The sequence below is a fragment of the Pseudenhygromyxa sp. WMMC2535 genome (genome assembly GCF_011083025.2).
The window spans coordinates 9,370,448-9,391,010 of sequence record NZ_JABJWV010000001.1; the positions used below are offsets into that span (position 1 = coordinate 9,370,448).

Sequence of the window (20,563 nt, forward strand, 5' to 3'; positions counted from 1 at the left end):
GGGATCATCGCTCTCGATGATCCCCGCCATGGTCAAACCCTGCTCCACACAGACTGCCTTGTTCTTGTCCGCGCTGACCTTCAGCGTCGCCTGTGGCGACGACGCTGGAGGCGGCAGCACCGACACCAGCTCCGACTCCAGCTCCGACTCGGCGACTGGCGACGACGAGGTCGGTACCAGCGAAGACGAATCTGGCGAGAGCGGCTCGGAAACCAGCTCCAGCACCGACTCCGACTCGGGCACCGACTCCGACTCGGGCACCGACTCCGACTCGAACACCGACTCGAGCGCGGAAACCGACTCCGACACCGACTCGAGCGCGGAAACCGACTCCGATACCGACTCGAGCTCGGAAACCGACACCGACACTGGCGGAGCGCTGTGCGGAGACGGCATCCTCGACGTCGGCGAAGACTGCGACGACGCCAACACGGACGCCAGCGACGGCTGCCTGGCGAACTGCACGATCCCCACGAGCTGCGTCGATCTGCTCGACGACGAGCCCGAACTCGAAGACGGCGTCTACATGATCGCCCCCGAGGGCTACGTGGGCGAGCCCTTCTCGCTCTACTGCGACATGGCCCAGGGGGGCTGGGGCCTGGTCATGCGCTTCGCCCCGAGCGACAGCCAGTTCGACTTCTACGCCCCCGAGTGGACCGACACCAGCTTGGTCAACGAGGCCGTGCTCGACCCCGAGGACCCCTCGGACGGAAAATTTCCGGCCTTCAACCACCTCCCGAGCACCGAGATCCGCGGGTGCATGCGCCACCCCGAGGACCAGACCTACGCCTGCAAGTCCTACGAGCTGCCCGAGCAGACCACGGCCTCGACCCTCTTCGCCGAGACCCCCGTGGGCTCGGACATCGAAGGTGAGGGGCTGTTCTTCGAGGAGGCGGAAGACGAAATGCTCGAGTGGCTGACCAATCAGGGCTGGTCCGTGAGCCAGTCCTCGACCACGCTCAACTACCTCGCAGTCGGGATCAACATCGACGACGACCAGTCCTGCTTCGACGCCAAGATCCGCTTTGGCATGGCGCTCAACAACGAGGACACCATCTATACCCTAAACGACACCGCGGGCTTTGGCGCCCAGGCTTACTACAGCATCGGGTGCGACTACGAGGGCGTCGACAGCCCCTGGCGCACCCCCTGCGGCTTTGCGGCAGGTGTGAACATCTACGAGACCGCTGGCACCATCTGGATGCGCTGAACCTCGATGCCACTTCACTGGGTGGGATGACTTCACCACCCACCAGTTCAGGCGATAGGGAGATCTCCTCGACCTCCCCATTGCCTGATTTCATGCCCGCAATTGCGTCCCGGCACCCAACATGACGACCCAGACACATCCACATCGAACACCGTGGCAAAACAGAACAAGATTGAGGCAACGACATTTGCGCGGGCAGCGGCAACATATTTAACAATGGTCAATTCGATGACCGAACACTCCCCGACCCACGAATGGGCACATATTGGCGGGGCTCGAAGGTGGGGCCTTTAACACGCACTTTGTTCATCACTGCTTGCTACTTTCTCCGCGTTCGAGGCTGTCGCTCCACCTCCGGGTGGCGGCGCCTCGTCGTGTCTACGCCATCGCCCGCCGCCGAGCTGTCTCATGAGCACACGCCCCGCCCTCCCGACCTACCGCGATCTCTTTGGTGCCCTCGACTTCTCGCCGGACGAGCCCGGCCGGTCCGCGCTCTCGCCCGCCGCCTACCTGGCCGACCTGCTCCAGCAGCTCGAGGACCGCTTCGTCGCCCCGGACTTCTTCGCGCGCCGCGGGGACATCCGCGAGCTGCTGCTCAACGCCGAGAACAGCTATGTGCTGCTGCCCTACCTCGAGATCGTCAACGGGGTGCTCTCGGCCAAGGTCGCGGCGAGCTCCGGCCAGGCCGACGCACAGGCCACGCTGGCCGCCGCCAGCTACCCGCTCTCGCTGCCCTTCGAGCGTCAGCACGCCCGGCTGGGCGAGCTCCTGAAGCTGCTCCAGAGCTCGCCCCAGGAGCTCCACCGCCTGTTCACGCCGACCCCCGACATCGACCTGCTCGCCCGCGCCGAGCTCGGGCTCTCGCCGGCCATGGCCGCGCAGCTGACCCGGGACCTCAGCGCCGACCCCCTCGCCCTCGCCCAGGCCTACGGCCTCGACTCGATCGACGCGCTCCCGACCCTGGCCGACCTCGAGATTTTTCAGCAGGCCACGCAGATCGACGCCAAGACCCTGCGCGAGCTGCTCTACCTGCGCCTGAGCCAGCACGCCCTCGACGCCCACGGCCACTCGGAGCGCGAGGCGGCGAGCATGCTCTTCGTCAACGCCGGCGCCGACAGCATGGGCGGCTACGTGCACATCGACGACAGCCAGACCTGGCTGGTGTGGTCGACCCAGGTCGAGGCCCCGCTGCCCGCGAGCTGGCTCGACCGCGCGCAGCGTCTGCTCCGGCTCTCGCGCTGGACCGGCGTCGCGCTCGTCGACCTCGACCTCGTCTTGCGCACGCTGTGCGCCAACGTCCTCGACGACGCCGCCCTGCGCCGCCTGGCCGTGGTCCGCGAGCTCGCCCGCGCCGGAAACATGGCGATCGACGAGGTCTGCTCGCTGCTCGCCGAGCTCGACTCGCTGGGCGCCGCCGACGAGTTCAACCAGGATCCCAGCGTGGCGATCGAGCAGGGCACGAGCTTGTTCGATCGGGTGTTCAACGCCGAGCCCGCGCGCCTGGCCGAGGCCTACTTCCCCGGCTGGCAGCCCTACGTGGCCGAGCCCTACCAGGGCTTCGCCGAGGTCGTCGTCTACGGCGACCTGCTGCTCGACGAAAACGAGGCCGCGCGCCTGCGGATCCAGCGGGCGCTGGGCGTCTCCAGCCTCGAGCTCGAGCGCTTCGTCGAGGCCCTGCGCGAGCGCGCCGCCGCCCGCGGGAGGAGCTCGCGCCTGCTCGAGCCCTTTGGTCCGAGCACCCTGTCGCTGCTGCATCGCTCGGCGCGCCTGGCCGAGCTCCTCGACGTGTCGATCGTCGAGCTGCTCCAGCTCCTCGACGTGATCGAGGCCGACTCGAGCCTGCGCGGCCTCGGTGCTCTGGGCGTGGTCGAGGAGGACGACAGCGCGGCCCTGGCCGGCGCCGAGGACCTCCACCAGGTGCTCGAGTACGGCGGCGTCGCCGAGCGCTCGTGGATGGTCCGCACCCTGGTCGCCGTGCAAGCCTGGGCCCGCGTCGTCGGGCTGAGCGTCGCCGACCTCGTCGAGATCTGCCTGCCGGCGCCGGTGATCTTCGACGCCGAGGAACTCAGCCTCTCGGAGGACCTGGAGGCCATCGCCGCGACCCAGGCCCGCCTGAGCCTGTGCCAAAGCCTGGTCCAGGCCTTCGAGCCCAAGACCTTCACCGCCGCGTCGCTGCGCTCGGCCCAGGTCGACGAGCGGTCCGCGAGCGCGGCCTGGTCGCTCGCACGCCAGCCGCGGCGCGGCTTGGTCGCAGCCGTGGATCCGGGCCTGATCCGCGCCACCCCCGAGGCCGCGCGGCGCTGGGCCTTCGACGCGACGGCGGCCCTCGACATGGTCACCCCCGACGAGCTCGCCGCGCTCGGCCTCGGCGAGAGCCTCGCTCCGATCTTGCACGAGGCCCTGGTCCGCCGCGGGACCTTGGACCTCGAGGGCAAGGTGCTCGAGCTCGCGCTGCGCGACCTCGAGCGCGATCCGACCGAGCTCGGCGAGGCGCGGGGAGCAGACTGCGAACACGGGGGCGGCGAGCGTGGCCACGCCAAACGCGAGCGCGGCGCGGCCAAGTACGCCGACCCCAAGCATGCCTACGCCGACCCCAAGCACGCCTACGCCGATCCCGAGCACGAGTACGGCGACTCGAAGCACGCCTACCCGCGAGGCGGCCGTGGTCACGGCGAGCGCGAGGGCTGGCGCGAGCACGAAGCCGCGGGCCCCTTCGTGGTCGAGGCCGCGCTCGACCGCCACGCAGGCGCCGTCTTCGATCGCCTGACCGTGCTGTGCCGCGAGGCCACGGCTCAGGGCGTGACGATCAAGGACGCCGACGTCCACCTCTACCTCTCCGACCTCCTCGGCCTCGACATCCCCCGCGACGAGGCCGAGGCGATCCTCGCCAACCTGCGCCTGCCCGGGGTCATCGACGACCAGGGCCGACTCAGCGCGGCCGGGACCTTCCTCGATCCCCAGCAGCGCCGCGCCTTCACCCTCGAGCTCGGCCTGCGCCGGGCCACGCCGACGATCCGCGCGTTCTTCCGCGCGCGCTATGAGGCGTTCTCGAGCGCCCCGCTGACCATCGGCGCCGGGGACTTCGAGAGCCTCGGGCTCAGCACCAGCGAGCGCGAGGGCCTGCTGCGCAACTTGGTGTTCAACGGCGTCCTCGACGAGCGCCACCGCCTGATCGACAAGCAGGCGATCTCGGCCCTCGCCCCGGGTGAGCTGCGCCTGGCCCTGCCCTACCACCGCCACCGTCGCGCCGTGCAGGGGATCTTGCAGGCCCGGGTCGAGACCGCGCGAGCCAAGCACCTGCGCCTGAGCGCCGATGAGCTCGTCCCCCTGGCCGCCCAGATCAGCGCCCAGCGGGCCTTTCATGCGCTGCGCCGAGCGAGCTCCCTGGACGAGCATGGCCGGCCCTCGGCCGCGCTGCGCGAGCAGCTGCGCGCCCAGCGAGAGCCGGCCTTCGGGGGCGTCTTCGACGAGCTCGCCGAGATCGACGAGGCCGGTCGCGTGAAGCTGTGGACCCACCTGCGCGCCGTCGTCGAAGTCCACGATCAATTCGTGCTCACCGACGCGGCCGCGGCGAGCATCGACCTCGGCCCCAGCGGCGCCGCGGCCCTGCGCACGCTGCTGATCGACAACGGCGACCTGCGCGAGGAAGGCGGCCTGGTCCCCGCGCGCGTCCCCTTCTTCCTCGAGCTCGACAACGCCCTGGCCTACGACCTCGAGGACTCCGAGGACTACGCCCGCGACGTCTTCGTCCTGCTCCACGATATCGCCCTGCGGACCAACGCGCGGGTCTCGGCCCTGCTCGCCTCCCTGGCCGAGGCCGCCCAGACCCAGCGCGAGGCCGTGAGCTCGGCCCTCGCCGCCGGCATCGAGCTCGGCTCGGCCGAGACCGCGGTCTTGCTCGGGCACCTCCAGCGCGACGACGCGCAGCCGCTCGAGAGCCTGATCGCGCCGCTGCTCGCCAGCCGCGACGCCGACGGTGTCCTGCGCGAGATCCCCGAGCACCGCCGACTCGCCCGCCTGCTCGACCGCGCCAAGCAGTTCGCCGCCTACGCGCGCAAGCTCGACCTCGGCGTCCGCGAGATTGAGCTGGCCTTCGCCGAGCAGGGCCTGGTCGACAAATTCCCCGAGCTGCTCGAGCTGCCCGCGGGCATCGACGGCGTCGACGCGATCCTGCCCGACCTCGACGGTGAGCTGGTGCTGTTCCGCGGCGACTCGCTGTGGACCTTCGCCGTCGACTCGCTCGAGCCCCTCGTCGTCGCCCAACCCCTGAGCTTGCTCTCGTCGGTGCTCACCGGCGTCAGCGAGGTCGACGCGGCCTACACCGACGCGGCCGGCGACCACTGGCTCTACGCCGCCGGCAAGATCTGGCGGCGCGCGCACGACGACACCCGCTGGCTCGAGGTCGAGCGCCGCCTCGGCGAGGTCGAGAGCCGCTTCGTCGCGCCCGCGGCCATCGACGCCGCGTTCACCGACTACGAGGGCGTCAGCTACATGCTGGTCGACGACCAGTACGTGCGCAGCAGCGACGGCGTCCACGTCGACGCCGGCTACCCGCGCAGCCTCGACTCGCACTTCGACGCCGAGCTCGGCTTCGCCCTGCCCCCGGCCCTGCGCGAGGGTCACCTCGACGCCGTGGTCGTCGACCGCGAGCGGCGGACCTGGCTGTTCGCCAACGATCGAGCCTATCGCTCGGACCTGCCCCACACCAGCGATCCGATCGACCTGCGCGCGCGCTGGGGCCTGGTCCGCAACGAGTTCGCGGACATGCGCCAGGTCGACGGCGTCGCCGAGCTCGACGGCCGCTGCTGCCTGTTCGTCGACGATCAGGTCCTGATCCACGCCGACAGCCTCGAGACCCCGAATCCGCGCGCCCTCGACGGCTACCCCAAGACCATCGCGCGCTGGATGCCGGCGCTGCCCCAGGAATTCACCGAGAGCATCGACGCCGGGTTCACCGACTGGAGCGGGCGCGTGCACCTCTTCCACGAGCGCAGCTTCAGCTCGAGCGGCGAGGGCGGCTGGCAGGCCGAGCCGACCCGCGAGCGCTGGGGCCAGGTCCTCAACCACCTCCAGGACACAGGTCGGGTCGACGCGGCCTTCGTCGGCCTCGACGGCCGGCTCTACCTGTTTTGCGCCACGCAGTACCTGCGCTACTCGGACCCGAGCGCCGAGTTCGCCGACGAGGGCTACCCGCGGACCATCGCCGAGGACTGGGGCGGCATCGCGGAGGTCGACGCGGCCTTCGTGCTCGACGGGCGCACCTACCTGTTCGGCACCGTGGCCGAGGGCGGCTCCTTCTACCTGCGCTACAGCACCCGCGACTACGAGAGCGCCGACGAGGGCTACCCGCTCCCGCTCGACGACAACTGGTGGAACCTGCCCTTCTCGCTGGTCGAGGCCGGCTTTGGTCGGCCCGACGCGATCATGAGCGACGGCGAGGGCGAGGTCTGGCTGTTCTCCGGGGACGATCTGATCCGCTTCGATCACCTGCACCGCTGGTGGTCCGAGCCCGAGCCGATCTCCGCGCGCTTCGAGGATCTGCCCTTCGCGAAGATCGGCGCCGCGTTCACCGACGGTGACGGCCACACCTGGCTGTTCTCCGCCAGCCCCAACGAGGTCGACGCCGACTACCTGATGGTCCGCTACTCCAACGGCGACTTCAGCCGCGTCGACGATCGCTTCCCCAAGCGCGTGCGCACCCGCTGGGGCCGGGTCCGCAACAACATCCAGGACACCGGCCTGGTCGACGCCGCCCTGCGAATGATCAGCCCGGAGCTCGAGGAAGACGAGGACGAGGACGAGGAGCACAGCAAGCTGCTCGAGGCCGCGCTCGAGCCCACGCTGGTCCCGGTGGTCTACCTGTTCAGCGGCGACCAGTTCTACCGCTACAGCAGCGCCGACTTGCAGTGGGTCGACGAGGGCTACCCGCGCGAGCTCGAGGCCCTGCGCGAGGAGCCGCGCTTCGCCGAGCTCGACGACCGAACCATGGCCGCGCTGCGCGAGCGCGGCGGCCTCGACGGGGTCTGGGCCGACGGCAACAGCGTCTACCTGTTCATCGGCGACGAGGTCCACGTGGCCGCGACCGCGCTCAGCCGCGAGTTCGACGAGCTCGGCGAGCGCGTCGAGCTCGCCAGCCTGCGCGCCGCCGCGATCGACGAGGGCCGGCTGCTGGCCCGCGGCGCCGAGGGCTGGATCCACCTGCAGATGCCCGAGGCCAGCGGCGGGCTCAGCCCCGCGGCGGTCCCCGGCTTCATGCGCGGCGCCCCCGAGGCCTTCCGCAGCCCCGAAGCCGCGCTGCTCGGCCGCGACGCCAACGTCTACCTGTTCGCCAACGGCCAGTGCTGGGACCGCTCGCTCGAGCGCAGCTACCCGATCTCCGAGGGCTGGGCGCGGGTCGACTGCGCCATCGCCGAGGACGAGCGCGTCGACGCGGCGCTGCGCGACCGTGAAGGTCGGCTGTGGCTGTTCCGCGGCGGCGAGTACCTGACCTTCACCCCGCCGGCGCTGAACGACGAGGGCAGCTCCATGACCCTGCCCGTGGTCGCCGACGGCCCGCCGCGCTCGATCGCCGCGCGCTTCGGCCTGCGCAGCGTCGCCGTCGCCTACACCGTCGACGAGCAGACCTGGCTGCTCGAGGCCCCCGACGCCGCCGGCAACTTCCGCTACCAGTGCTTCGAAGACGAGGCCCTGCGCGAGCCCATGCACGACGAGGCCCAGCGCGGCGATCTCTCGTTTTGGCAGCTGCCCGGGGCCTACGTCGAGCAGGGCTTCGACCGCGTCGACGCCGTGCTCGTCGACGAGCGCGACCTGTTCTTGATCCGCGGCCGCGAGTTCGTCCACTACGAGGCCGCGACCCAGACCTGGACCTACCCGCGCAAGCTCGAGCTCTACTGGCGTGGCCTGCCCGAGCGCCACCCGGACTTCGAGGACATCCGCGCCGCCTTCGAGGACGGCGAGGGCACGACCTGGATGTTCTCCGACGGGGCCTGCTACCCCTACCGCGCCGACGAGCCGGCCGCGCTCGTCGAGATCGAGACGCGCTGGGGGCAGATCGACAACCGCGTCAGCCTCGACCAGCGCGTCGACGCCAGCTTGGTCGTCGAGGACTACACCTACCTGTTCGCGGGGGAGCAGTACGTCCGCTACACCGGGAGCAGCTACGACCACGTCGACCCCGGCTACCCCAAGCTGCTGGCCGGCAACCTGCGCCGCGAGCCGGGCTTCGCCAACCTCTCGGAGGACCTCGAGCACCACTTCGAGGCCCTCGAGCCCGGCGATCGCGGCCTCGAGCTGGCCTTCGCCAACGCGCGCTCGATCTACCTGGTCGCCGGCGGCGCCGGCTACGTGTGCGTGCGCAGCCAAAACGCGCGGCTCGAGCTGCCCGCGCTTGGACAGATCCGCAACGCGCTCCAGCGCCGCGCCAGGGTCGACGCCAGCTTCGCCCTCGGCAAGGTGCTGTGGCTGATCAGCGGCGACCAGGCCTACCGCTACAGCCCCGACCAGGCGCCCCGCGAGGGCGAGCCCGAGTTCGTCGACGACGGCTTCCCGATCTCGATCCCCGAGCAGCTGCTGCCCACGCTCCTCGGCCAGGCCCGCGACATGCCCGAGCAATTCCAGGCCGAGATCGACGCGGCCATGGTCGACCGCGAGGGCGCCCTGGTCTTGCTGCGCGAGGGCGAGTTCATGCGCGTGTGGCCCGGCCAGCCCGACGCCCCCACGCAGCGCGGGCTCATCTCGAGCCTGTGGCAGCCGTCCCAAAACCCCTTCGCCGCGACCAGCGACGACGAGCCCGCGCCGCGAGTCGACGCGGCCCTGCTCGGCCCCGCGGGCGAGCTGCTGGTCTTCAAGGGCGACCAGGTGATCCGCTACGCGGACCCGGGCGCGCGGTGGATCGACGAGGGTTACCCCAAGTCGCTCCATCAGCTCTGCGGTGAGCTCCCCGCGGACTTCGAGGCCGGCATCGAGGGCGCCTTTGGCTACGCCGGCCGCCGCTACCTCGTCTGCGCGGATCGCTACGTCCAGCTCGGCGGCGACGCCCTCGAGCACATCGACGCCCTCGGGCCGCAGCCCTTCGCGAGGCGCTGGCGCCACGCCAACGACTACCTGATCCGCGACCTGCACCTGGTCTCGCGCGTCGTCGAGCTCGATCGTCGCCACGGCGTCGTCGAGGTCGAGGGCCAGTTCGGGCGCTTCGAGGGCTCGCTGCTCGATCTGCTGTGTGAAGCGCAGGACGACGTCGCCGAGCCCTACGCCCTGCTCGCGGGGATCTTCGACTGGGAGGTGGACGCGCTCCAGTGGCTGGTCCGCCGCGCCGGCTTCCTGCGCCGCTTCGACCACGGCGAGGACCTGCTGCGCTCGCTCGAGCTCGAGTACGACCTCGAGCTGATCTTGCGGCTGATCGACGTCATGGATCTGTGCGCGCGCTTCGGCGCGAGCCCGCGCGAGATCCACGAGCAGGTCTGGCAGCGCCTCCACGGCCAGAGCCCCGCTCCCAGCCTCGCCGCGGACGCCCTGCGTCGCATGCTCGGCACGCTCTACACCGGCGCCGACTGGCAAGTGATCGAACGCCAGCTGATCGACGCTGACAACCGCGCGCGCCGGGACGCCCTCGTCGCCTGGCTGATCGCCCACGAGCCAGGCTTCGCCGACGCCCGCGACATCTACGAGGCGCTGCTGATCGACGTCGAGGTCGAGCCCGAGCTCGACACCTCGCGCGTGGTCGAGGCGATCTCGGCGGTCCAGCTCTACATCCACCGCTACCTCGTCAACCTCGAGTCGCTCACCCCCGTGGCCGACCCCGCCGTGCCCGCGGCCGTCGCCGATCGCACGACCAAGTCGATCGTCAAGCAGCAGTGGGAGTGGATGCAAAACTACCGGGTCTGGGAGGCCAACCGCCGGGTCTTCCTGCACCCCGAGAACTACATCCGCCCCGAGCTGCGCGAGGATCGGACCCCGGCCTTCCAGGCCCTGCAAGACGACCTGCTGCAAGGCGAGATCAACGACCTCAACGCCACCAAGGTGTTCAAGACCTACCTCGACGAGTACACCGAGGTCTCGCGCCTGGCGATCGCCGGCGGCTACATCCGGGAGGACAGCGCGGCCTCGGCCGACCGCCAGCTGTTCTTGTTCGGCCACACGCGGACCAAGCCGCGGCGCTACTACTACCGCAGCGCCAGCTTCATCGGCGGCCAGACCCAGTCGGTGAGCTGGCAGGCCTGGGAGCCGCTGGGCATCGAGATCGACGCCGACCGCGTCTACCCCGTCGACGCCTTCGGCCGGCTGTTCGTGTTTTGGGTCCAGCTCGAGGTCGAGGCCGCGAGCACCAACAGCACCGCGATCCAGCGCCAGACCGTCAACGGCGTCGAGCAGGTCAGCGGGACCAACAACCAGCGCACCCGCCTGCAGGTCTACTTCTCCTACTACGACCTCAACTTGCGCTGGGTCCCGGCGCAGCCCCTGGACATCCAGGCGACCGAGACCGCCGCGATCCAGGGCATGGAGCTCGTGGTCGAGCGCGCCGGGCAGCTCGGCGCCGAGGACCAGGAGAACATCATCGTCGGCCTGAGCTACAGCGTGAACGATCAGGTCCGCCGCGTGAACGCCTCGCTGACCGCCGATCTGGTCACGCACCCGGCGACCCGCCCGCCCACGGACTTGGCCGGCATCGAGCTCTTCGACAGCCTGTTCGCCGCCAGCGAGCGGCCCCAGCAGATCGTCCGCCTGAGCACCGCCGCCGACTCCTCCGAGGGTCCCTGGTACAGCTTCGACCTCAAGGGCGGCAGCTTCTTGTGCAAGCCGGCGGTCGGCTCCCTCGACCAGAGCCTGGTCGCCCTGCGCCCGCTGACCGGCAACACCCACGGCCTGCCCGAGTGGGACCGCGTCGACGCCGGGTTCGCGGCCAGCGACGGCGCGACCTACCTGTTCCACAACCCCGACGGCCTCTACGCCAAGGTCGACAGCACCGGCGGAACGACCGTCGAGGCCCTGCGCCTGCGCTGGGGCCACATCGACAACCCGATCCTCAACACCGGTGAGATCGACGCGGCCTGGTGGATGCAGGGCAAGCTGTTCTTGTCGCGCGGCGGCCAGTACCTGCGCTACTCCCAGGACACGCTGCTCGCCGACGCCGAGGGCATGCTCGAGCTCAGCGCGAACATCGACGGCCTGCCCCAGTGGTCGCGCATCGACGCCGCGTTCACCGACGCCGCCGGCCGGGTGTGGTTCTTTGGCGACGGCCAGTGCGTCCGCAGCGACAACCTCGGATCCCCGGTCGAGATCCGCACGCGCTGGGGTCAGACCCAAAGCGAGTTCGCGACCAGCGCGGGGGACCAGGACGCCGTGATCGCGGCCTTCGTAGTCGGCGAGCACACCTACGTCGTGAGCAGCACCCAGTACCTGCGCTACACCGGCAGCGACTACGCGGCCTGCGACGCCGGCTACCCCAAGGCCCAGAGCCTGATGACCCTGCTCGACGAGCTCGGCTGCAAGAACCCGGGGATCGCCGAGACCGACGAGGCCGTCAGCGCGGTCGTCCAGGAGCTCGATCGCCTGGTGTTCACGACGGTCGGCGAGCGCGACTTCGGGCTCTCGGGCGACAAGCTGACCCAGCTCAACGTCGGCCGGGCCCGGGCCGCGAGCAAGACCTTCAGCAAGGCCCAGGCCGGGGTCGTCGACGGCGAGCGCGAGCTGGCCTTCGGCCGCGGCGGCGCCGATACGGTGACCGAGACCGACATGGTCGCCGCCCTCGCCCTCGCCCCCTCGGCGGCGATGCTCGGCCTCGACGGCAAGCTCTACATCTTCTCGGGCTCGGCCTTCATCACCCTCGAGGGCGTGCCCGCGCTGACCGAGATCCGCGACGCCGTGGAGGCCTGGGACGCGAACCGCGTCGAGATCAGCACGCGCTGGGGGACGACCACCAGCGCGCTCACCGAGACCAACCACGTCGACGCGGCCCTGCGCCTCGGCGACCACACCTTCTTGTTCTCGGGCGAGGAGTACCTGCGCTACACCGGCGACGCCTACGAGGTCTGCGACGCCGGCTACCCCAAGCGCCTGGCCGACAACGACGACGGCCTGCCGCGCTGGGCCACGCTCACGGCCGCGGTCGAGGCGATCAGCGACGACGAGGCCGGCGCGCCGCGGACCTGCCTGTTCTCCGGCACCGAGCACGCGTTCCTGGACGCCCCGGACACGCGGATCGCCAATACCTTGCGCTGGGGCCTGATCGACAACCAGCTGCTCTCGCGTGGCGTCGACGCGGCCTGGGTCGAGGGCCAGGAGCACCTGCTGATCTGCGGTCAGCAGCTGATCCGCTACACCGCCGACGCCAGCGGCCAGCTCGGCCGCTTCATGGACGCCGGCTACCCCAAGTCGCTCGCCCTCGCCCGCTTCGGCCGGGTGCGCGCGGCCTTCGTGGTCGGCGACGACTTCTACGTGGTCGGCGACGGCGTGTTCGTGTGCTGCCCGGTCTCGAGCCCCGAGCGCATCCGCCCCGCCTACCCCAAGAAGGGCTACGTCGGCGCGCTGCTCAACGACGTCAACCAGCGCCACGGCAGCGGCGTGAGCCTGCCGGCCTACGGCTACGAGCACCTGGCCGTGCGCGCCGCGAGCGTGAGCGGCGGACGCCTGACCGTCGACCTCGACGACGGTGACAACTTCTACGGCGTCACGCTGCGCGCCCACCTGAGCCTGCCCGCGGGCGGCCTCGACATCGAGTGGGTCCACCTGCCCTGGGTGCGGATCTGGGGCTGGAGCTCGGGCTGGAAGTTCCTCCAGCCCCAGGTCCAGACCGAGGAGAACACCGAGGTCGACGTCGTCGTCGGCGCGTGGCGCTACCGCTTCCGCGACGCCGAGTTCATGCGCACGCCGGCGAGCCAGGCCGTCGACGCCAACACCTGGACCCCCGACGCGCGCAGCGTCGACTCGATCTGGGGCGCGGCGGCGATCGACGCGGCGGTCCAGCTCGACGGCCAGGTCTACCTGTTCATCGGCGACCACTACGTGCGCACCCCGGGCCCCGGCGAGCTCGGCGACCTCTCGCTCGCGCGAGCGATCGACGGCGCCTGGGGCAACCTCCCGGCGACCCTGCGCCAGGGCGTCGACGCGGCGCTCTACGCCGGCGGGGCGCTGACCTTGTTCCGCGGCGACCAGTACCTGCGCTTCCCCGTCGGCGGCCCCGAGCCCTACGAGCTGTCACGGGTCAAGTACGACATCGTCCGCCTGACCACCGCGACCGCGGCGACCCTCAACCAGCGGCTCTTCGCCGGCGGGCTCCCGGGTCTGCTCGACCTGCGCACCCAGGAGGTCGACGAGCTCCCGCGCTTCTCGGCCACGAACTCGTCGACGACCACGATCCGCTTCAACCCCACGCGCGTCGGCCTCTACCCGATCGACTCGCACCTCGACTTCCACAGCGCCAACGGCATCTACTACTGGGAGGTCTTCTTCCACGCGCCCTTCCTGATCGCGTCCTCGCTCAACACCAGCCAGCGCTTCGACGAGGCCCGGCGCTGGTACGAGTACGTATTCGATCCGACCGAGGCGCCGGATCTATGGAAGTTCCTGCCTTTCCTCGGCGCCGACGTCGAGGCCCTGGCGACGGCGATCGGCGATCGCCTGACCCGGCTGGGCGAGGCCGGCGTCGACCTCTCCCAGGTCGAGCCCGAGCTGCGCGCGATCGCGGCGGCGATCCTCGCCATGGACGCGGCCTTCCAGGGCGAGCGCGCGCTCAGCCCGGCCGAGCACGAGACCCTCAGCGGCTACACCAAGCTCACCAGCTTGCGCGCGCGGATCAACGCGCTGAGCACCAGCGACCAGGAGGCGGCCACGCTGGTCCGCGACCTCGATGAGCTCGCCGGCCTGGTCGAGCGCCTGGCCCCGACCTGGACCGCGATGCAGAGCTCGGCCAGCCAGCTCCAGGTCTTCCTCGACGACCCCTTCGAGCCCCACGCCATCGCCGGCCTGCGGCGCATCGCCTACCGCAAGGCGCTGCTGATGCGCTACATCGACAACCTGCTCGACTGGGGGGACATGCTGTTCTCGCAGTACAGCCGCGAGAGCATCAACGAGGCGCGCATGCTCTACGTGCTCGCCTGGGACCTGCTCGGCCGGCGGCCGACCCCCCTGGGCCGGCGCGTGCTCGCCGACGACAGCTCCTACGGCGGCCTGCGCGACGCCAGCGTGGCCTACGACTTCCTGCTCTTCCCCCAGGCGGGCATTGACCCCGCCGACAGCCAGCTGAGCTTCGCCGCCAAGCTGCCCACGAGCGTGACCTGGGCGAGCTACTTCTACCTGCCCGAGAACGACGAGCTCGTCAGCTACTGGGCGCGGGTCGAGGACCGGCTCTACAAGATCCGCCACGGCCTCAACCTGCTCGGCGTCAAGCAGCCGCTGCCCCTCTTCCAGCCCCCGCTGGATCCGATGGCGATCGTCGCCGCCGTGGCCGGTGGCGCGAGCCTGTCCGCGGCCGTCGCGGGCGCGCGCGGCGTCGACATCCCCCACTACCGTTTCAGCTTCTTGATCGCCAAGGCCCAGCAGCTCACCAGCAAGCTCCAGCAGTTCGGCGGTGACCTGCTCGCGGCGCTCGAGAAGCGCGACTCGGAGACCCTCAGCCGGCTGCAGAGCAAGCAAGAGCAGGAGATCCTGAGCTTGACCGTGGACGTGCGTCGCTCGCAGATCGACGAGGCCCTCGCCGGCGAGCGCGGGCTGCAGGAGTCGCGCAAGGCCGCCGTCGAGCGCCAGGGCACCTACTCCAGCTGGATCGACAAGGGCCTCAACGGCTACGAGATCGCCCAGCTGACCTTGATGTCGAGCTCGGTCGCCGCCCACGTGGTCTCGACCATCGCGCGGATCGTCGCCGCCATCGGCGGCGCGGTCCCGGACGTCACCGTCGGCCCCTTCAGCACCGGCGTCCAAGGTGGCGGCGACCAGGCCAATCGGACCGCGTCGAGCGTCGCCGAGATCTCCCAGGGCGTGGCCGAGGGCCTGAGCATCGCCGGCGAGATCCTCGGCATCGTCGCCCAGCACGAGCGCATGAAGGACGAGTGGGGCCTGCAAAAGGCGCTCGCGACCTACGACATCGCGCAGATCGACGAGCAGCTCGTCGGCGCCCAGGCGCAGATCGCCGCCGCCCGCCAGGAGCTCGCCATCGTCGAGCGCCAGATCGAGCACAGCGAGGCCGTGGCCGCCTTCTACCGCGAGAAATTCAGCAACCGCGAGCTCTACCAGTGGATGGTCGACCGGCTCTCGACCCTCTACTACCAGACCTATCAGCTCGCCCTCGACTACGCGCGCGCGGCCGAGCGGGCCTACCAGTTCGAGACCGGCGCGCCCGAGCGCGACGTCGACTTCGTCCACGGCCAGCACTGGAACAGCCAGCGCAAGGGCCTGCTCGCCGGCGAGGGCCTCGGCCTAGAGCTCGACCGCATGGAGGCGGCCTACCTGCGCGGTGACGCCAGGCGGCTCGAGATCTGCCGGCAGGTCTCGCTGCTCGAGCTCGACCCCCTGGCGCTGCTCCAGCTCCAGGCCAAGGGCAGCTGCGAGTTCGAGCTCGGCGAGGCTTTGTTCGCCTACGACTTCCCCGGTCACTACCGCCGGCAGATCAAGACCCTGGCCGTGAGCTTCGGCGAGGGCGTGGCCATCAACGCCACGCTGACCCAGCTCGGCAACCGCACGGTGCTCCAGCCCGATCCCAAGGCCGTGGGCTTCCTGCTCTCGGGCAAGGGCGAGGCCCCGATCAGCCTGCGCAGCAACTGGAAGGGCCAGCAGCAGATCGTGCTCTCGCACCGCGACCAGTACGACAAGAACAACGGCATGTTCGAGCTGCGCTACGACAGCGAGCGCTACCTGCCCTTCGAGGGCACCGGCGCCGTCTCGCGCTGGCGCCTCGAGCTCGGGGCCAAGCTCGACGCCGGCGAGCGCAGCGCGCTGCGCGACGTGACCATCGATCTGCGCTACACCGCGCTCCAGGGCGGCGACGCCTACGCGGCCGCCGTCCGCGGTCAGCTCGAGCCCTACCAGGCCATGCGCCACATCGACGTGGGCGCGAGCTTTTCGGAGCGCTGGCAGAGCTTCTTGGTCTCGACCTCCGACACCTTGGTCCTGCCCCTGACCCAGGCGCTCTTCCCCAACATCAGCGGCAGCCGGATCAGCTCGCTGCTCGCCCACTACGAGCTCGCCAACACGGGCACCAGCGCCGTGTCGATGAGCCTCGAGCTCGGTGAGAGCGTCGCCTTGCCCGAGGGCCGGCTGGTCGAGACCAATGGCCTGCGCGTCGGCGTCGGCGGGACCGCGCTGACTCTCAAGGTCCGCGGCGACAAGCAACGCCTCGAAAACCTCGTACTCGTGATGAGCTACCGCGCCGCGGTGCGCTGACCCCTCGCCATCGGAGCTTCGCCATGCCCCCCAACAACAACCCCCTCGGCAACCGTCGGCGCCAGCAAAACCGTCGCAACCAGGCGCAGGCACAGGACGTGGCCTCGCCGCGGCGCGCCGCCAACCTTCGCGCCGGGCAGCTGCCCAACGACATGTTCCGCTTCATCCGCCGCGGCTTCGACGGGCTCGCTGGCGACGCTCCGCGTCCCCGGGTGCTCGAGCCGCGCTCGGTCGAGTACGGCGACAGCACGGTCTACCACTGGCGCCTCGACAGCGATCCAGCCACGCTCCGCCGCGCGCTGTGGACCTCGACCGGTGACAACGACGCCGACATCGACGCCAGCTTGCAAGACCTGATCACCGCCCGCGGCGGCGCGCAGCCGACCACCTTGCGCCTGAGCCTCGAGCCGACCCTGGACGACTCGCCAGCCAAGATCCAACGCGTCGTCCAGGCCATCGCCGAGCACAACCAAAACGCCCCCGACGGCCAGAAGATCGAGCTCGAGACCAACTCCGGCTACGTCCGGGCGCTGCGCGACGGCTGGGCCAACGCCGACAGCCTCACCATGCTCGACCGCGACCTCGGCCGAGCCTCGGCCGACGCGCTGATCACCAACGCCATCGCCACCGAACACCCCTCGCGGATCGGCGCGATGATCGAGAACCTCGCGACCGCGGCGGTCATGGGCGCGCTGCCGGACAACAACTCGGTGCTGATCGGCGACAGCCTGCGGGTGTGGTCGCGCATCGATCGCGCCCTGGGCTCGATGCTGACGCCCCCGCTCGGGGAGGCCCCCGACAGCCGCGATCCGCCTCAGGCCAGCTTCCCCGGCCGCGACGCAGCTTGGCTGCGCGCGCGAGTCCGCGACCTGCTACCCGGGACCGCCGAGCGCGGCCTGCTGGCCGTCCGCCAGCTGATCGAGGACGTCGCCAACTATGAGCGCGGCCTGCGTGAGCCGCTGCTCCGACGCTTCAACGACAACTACCGCGACCCCCAGGCCGTCGCCGAGCAGTTCGCCAACCTCCCCCTCGACACCGCGCACCTGCCTGGAGGCAGCACCTTGCGCCAGGCGATCTACGTGCTCGCGCAGCTCGGCGACTCGACCCCGGCCGTCGCCGTGCAGACCATGGCCCAGTCCGGGCCGGAGCTCGTCAACAGCCGCCTGCGCGTGCCCGACCGCGCCGACCCGCAGTACCAGGCGATCCTCACCGAGCTCGATCGGCGCCACACCACCGCCCGCGGCGAGCTCGAGAGCATCGAGCTCGAGGAGCTCGCCGACATCCTGTTCGAGGCGCGACGCACCGGCCAGACGCCCCGGCTGATCACCAGCGACTCCCACGTGCTCAGGACCTTGCGCGGCCTCAACCCCGGTGACGTGCCGATCGCCGACTCCGCCGATCCCCAGGTCCGCCAGATCCAGATCGCCGGCGTTCCCCTCGAGCTGCGCGAGATCCCTTCGCCGACCAGCGACTATCCCTTCACCACGCAGGTCGGCGACCTCGCAGCCGAGCTCGCCACCACCAATCGACCGCTGGAGTTTGGTCAGGCCCTGAAGATCGCCAAGCCAGACGGGACCCTGGAGGACGCCTACCTGTTCGGCTACGGCCCCACCGGCCTGGCCCGGGTGCTGCTCCGCGAGCCCGACGGCGCACCGCCCACGCGGCTCTACAACGTCGCCGAGAACGAGACCATCTCGGCTGCCGAGGACTTCCCCGACCTGGCCAACTACCAGGATGACACCTCGATCACCGTCAACTGGAACTCGCAGGAGCACCGGCTCGCGGACATCGAGGCCGGCCCGCGCCCGGCCGACGGCACCCCCGAGCGGCTGATCTACGACAACATCGCCAACCTCCGCGGCCTCAAGCTGCGCCAGGTCGCCGGCAGCACCAAGACCGCCGAGCAATTCACCGACACCATCAGCGACAAGAACTTCCGCAGCTGGATCGTCGGCGGGGCCACCCGCGACATCCTCCAGGGCCTCAACCCCGCGGACATCGACTTCGCCACCACCATGCCGGCGATCGACAGCTACACCGCGATCGTCAACGCCGGGCTCGCGCGCAAGAAGCCGCGGCAAAACGACCCCGAGGATCTGGCGATCCGCCGCAACGTGCCCTTCGGCACCGTCCAGGTCGAGGCCGACGTGGAGACCGGCCTCGACATCATCAGCACCCACGACGGCCACGACTCCTCGCTGCTCCTCGACCTCGACGCCCTCGCCCGCGACTTCACGATCAACGCGGTCTACTACGACTTCGACGCCGAGGTCGTCGTCGACCCCACCGGCCAGGGCCTCGACGACCTCGCCAACCGCCGCCTGAACTTCGTCTATGGCACCGCCCAGGACGTGCTCTCGAGCGAGCCGGTGATGATCGCTCGCTGGATGCGGATGATCGGCAAGGGCTACAACCCAGGCGACCCAAACGACCGCAAGACCGCGCTCGAGTGGCTGGTCAAGCACGCCCGGCCCCAGGCCCAAGGTGGCATGGAGAACCCCGTCCGCCAGCGCTTCGTCGACCGCATGAAGAACCCCAAGCTCGAGGCCGAGGCCCTCGCCCGCCAGGTCTTTGGCAACCTCCAGGCCGGGGACCTCGACCAGGGCTTCAGCGCCGCCGACATGCAGGCGATCGCCGGCACCGACAACCCCGCCGACGCCGCCGTCTGGGCCATCCGCCAGATCTTCCGCTGATCCCTCCGCTCGCGGACGAGGCAAGCCGCGCGAGCTGATAAGCTCACTCGATGCAGATCCGCTCGCGCGCATCGTCGGTGGTTCTCGCTCTCTCGCTGGCCATCATTGGCTGCGCAGACAACAACCAGGACCCACCAGCCTGCGCCCAGGCGCGCATCTTGGCCATCGCCCCGCAGATGGTCACACCAACCGGGAGAGTCCTCGTTGCCGGCGCGGACGGCTCGTCCGTCAGCCAGCTCGAGGCCGACGGCGAGCTGACTTCGGTCGCCACCGACCCAGCGAGTCGACCTTCTTCAAGACCGCCTGGCTCGCCCACGATCCAGCCAGCGGCAGCATGTGGCTGCTCGAGGGTCACGACGAGCTGAGCGACGCGCCCGCCTCGCTCGCGCGCTACGACGCCGAGGCCCAGCTCGAGTGGCGCCTCGAGCTCGACAGTAGCGGCCAGGCGGTCGACGCCAGCTCGCTGCTCTACCACGAGGGCGCGCTCTATCTGGCCCTGCGCACGCGAGATGATTCGGGCCAGCTGATCCTCGAGCGCCGCGCGCTCTCGGGCGCCACAACCTGGACGCGCAGCGACTACGCCCCACCCGCGACCAGCAGCGCGCTACGCTCGGCGCGACTGATCGGCGTGAGCGGCTCGACCCTGGCGATGGTCGCCACGCCGCCGCTGACCGACTACGGCCCCAGCTACCCACTGAGCGTGGACATCGAGACCGGCGCGGTCCAGTGGTCGGGCGAGGACGGCCATGATCCGCTGACCATGACCGTCGGCGACGCGCACGTCTATCTCGGCTGGGTACGTCCGCCCACGGTCGAGCTCGCCGACACCACCAGCTCGCTGAGCCTGCACGCACCGAGCAGCGGCGCGCAGATCAGCCTCGGCGAGCTCTCGTGGCCCGAGCTCGACTGGAACTCCTCTAGCCAGGATCCTCGCTCCCTGGTCAGCGGCTGGATGGGCGCGCAGCTGGTCACGATCCTCGCTAGCGCGGGCGCCCACGGCTACGCCATCCACGACGTCGACGGCGAGCGCCAGTGCCAGGGCAGCTTCGCGCTCGAGTTCGTCGCGCTCCAGGCGGCGGTCGGCATCGAAGGCCGCAGCCAGCTCGTCGCCCAAGTCAGCGTCACGCTCGACGACGAGGGCGACGTCGCCGAGCGCGGACTGCTGGTGATCGAGCCGGGGACGAAAGACTGAAGCGCTCACCCCTGGGCGCAAGTAGTCCAAGACTCGAGTCGCCCGCCTCGAGAAGGCTGCGCCCAAGATCATGGCCGCTAAGGGCCTCGACGACCG

5 protein-coding genes are annotated in these 20,563 nt (G+C 70.4%); all 5 read left to right on the top strand.

Annotation, left to right across the window (positions count from 1 at the left end; genetic code table 11):
• Nucleotides 1–28: 28 nt before the first annotated feature.
• Complete coding sequence (locus G6O69_RS36185; protein ID WP_172308028.1) at nt 29–1,210, top strand: fibrinogen-like YCDxxxxGGGW domain-containing protein; 1,182 nt, start codon at nt 29–31, stop codon at nt 1,208–1,210.
• Nucleotides 1,211–1,618: 408 nt separating this feature from the next.
• On the top strand, nt 1,619–16,582 hold the full coding sequence (locus tag G6O69_RS36190) for a hemopexin repeat-containing protein (RefSeq protein WP_172308029.1): 14,964 nt from the start codon (nt 1,619–1,621) through the stop codon (nt 16,580–16,582).
• A 23-nt stretch (nt 16,583–16,605) separates the two neighbouring features.
• Nucleotides 16,606–19,275 (top strand): hypothetical protein, encoded by a 2,670-nt coding sequence (locus G6O69_RS36195; protein ID WP_172308030.1) that lies wholly within the window; start codon nt 16,606–16,608, stop codon nt 19,273–19,275.
• Nucleotides 19,276–19,325: 50 nt separating this feature from the next.
• A complete protein-coding gene (locus tag G6O69_RS36200; protein ID WP_176397285.1) occupies nt 19,326–19,640 on the top strand; it encodes a hypothetical protein in 315 nt (104 codons plus the stop codon).
• Nucleotides 19,610–20,467, top strand: a complete 858-nt coding sequence (locus G6O69_RS36205; RefSeq protein ID WP_172308031.1) for a hypothetical protein — start codon at nt 19,610–19,612, stop codon at nt 20,465–20,467. The genes G6O69_RS36200 and G6O69_RS36205 overlap by 31 nt, the downstream gene beginning before the upstream one ends.
• The last annotated feature ends 96 nt before the right edge of the window (nt 20,468–20,563 follow it).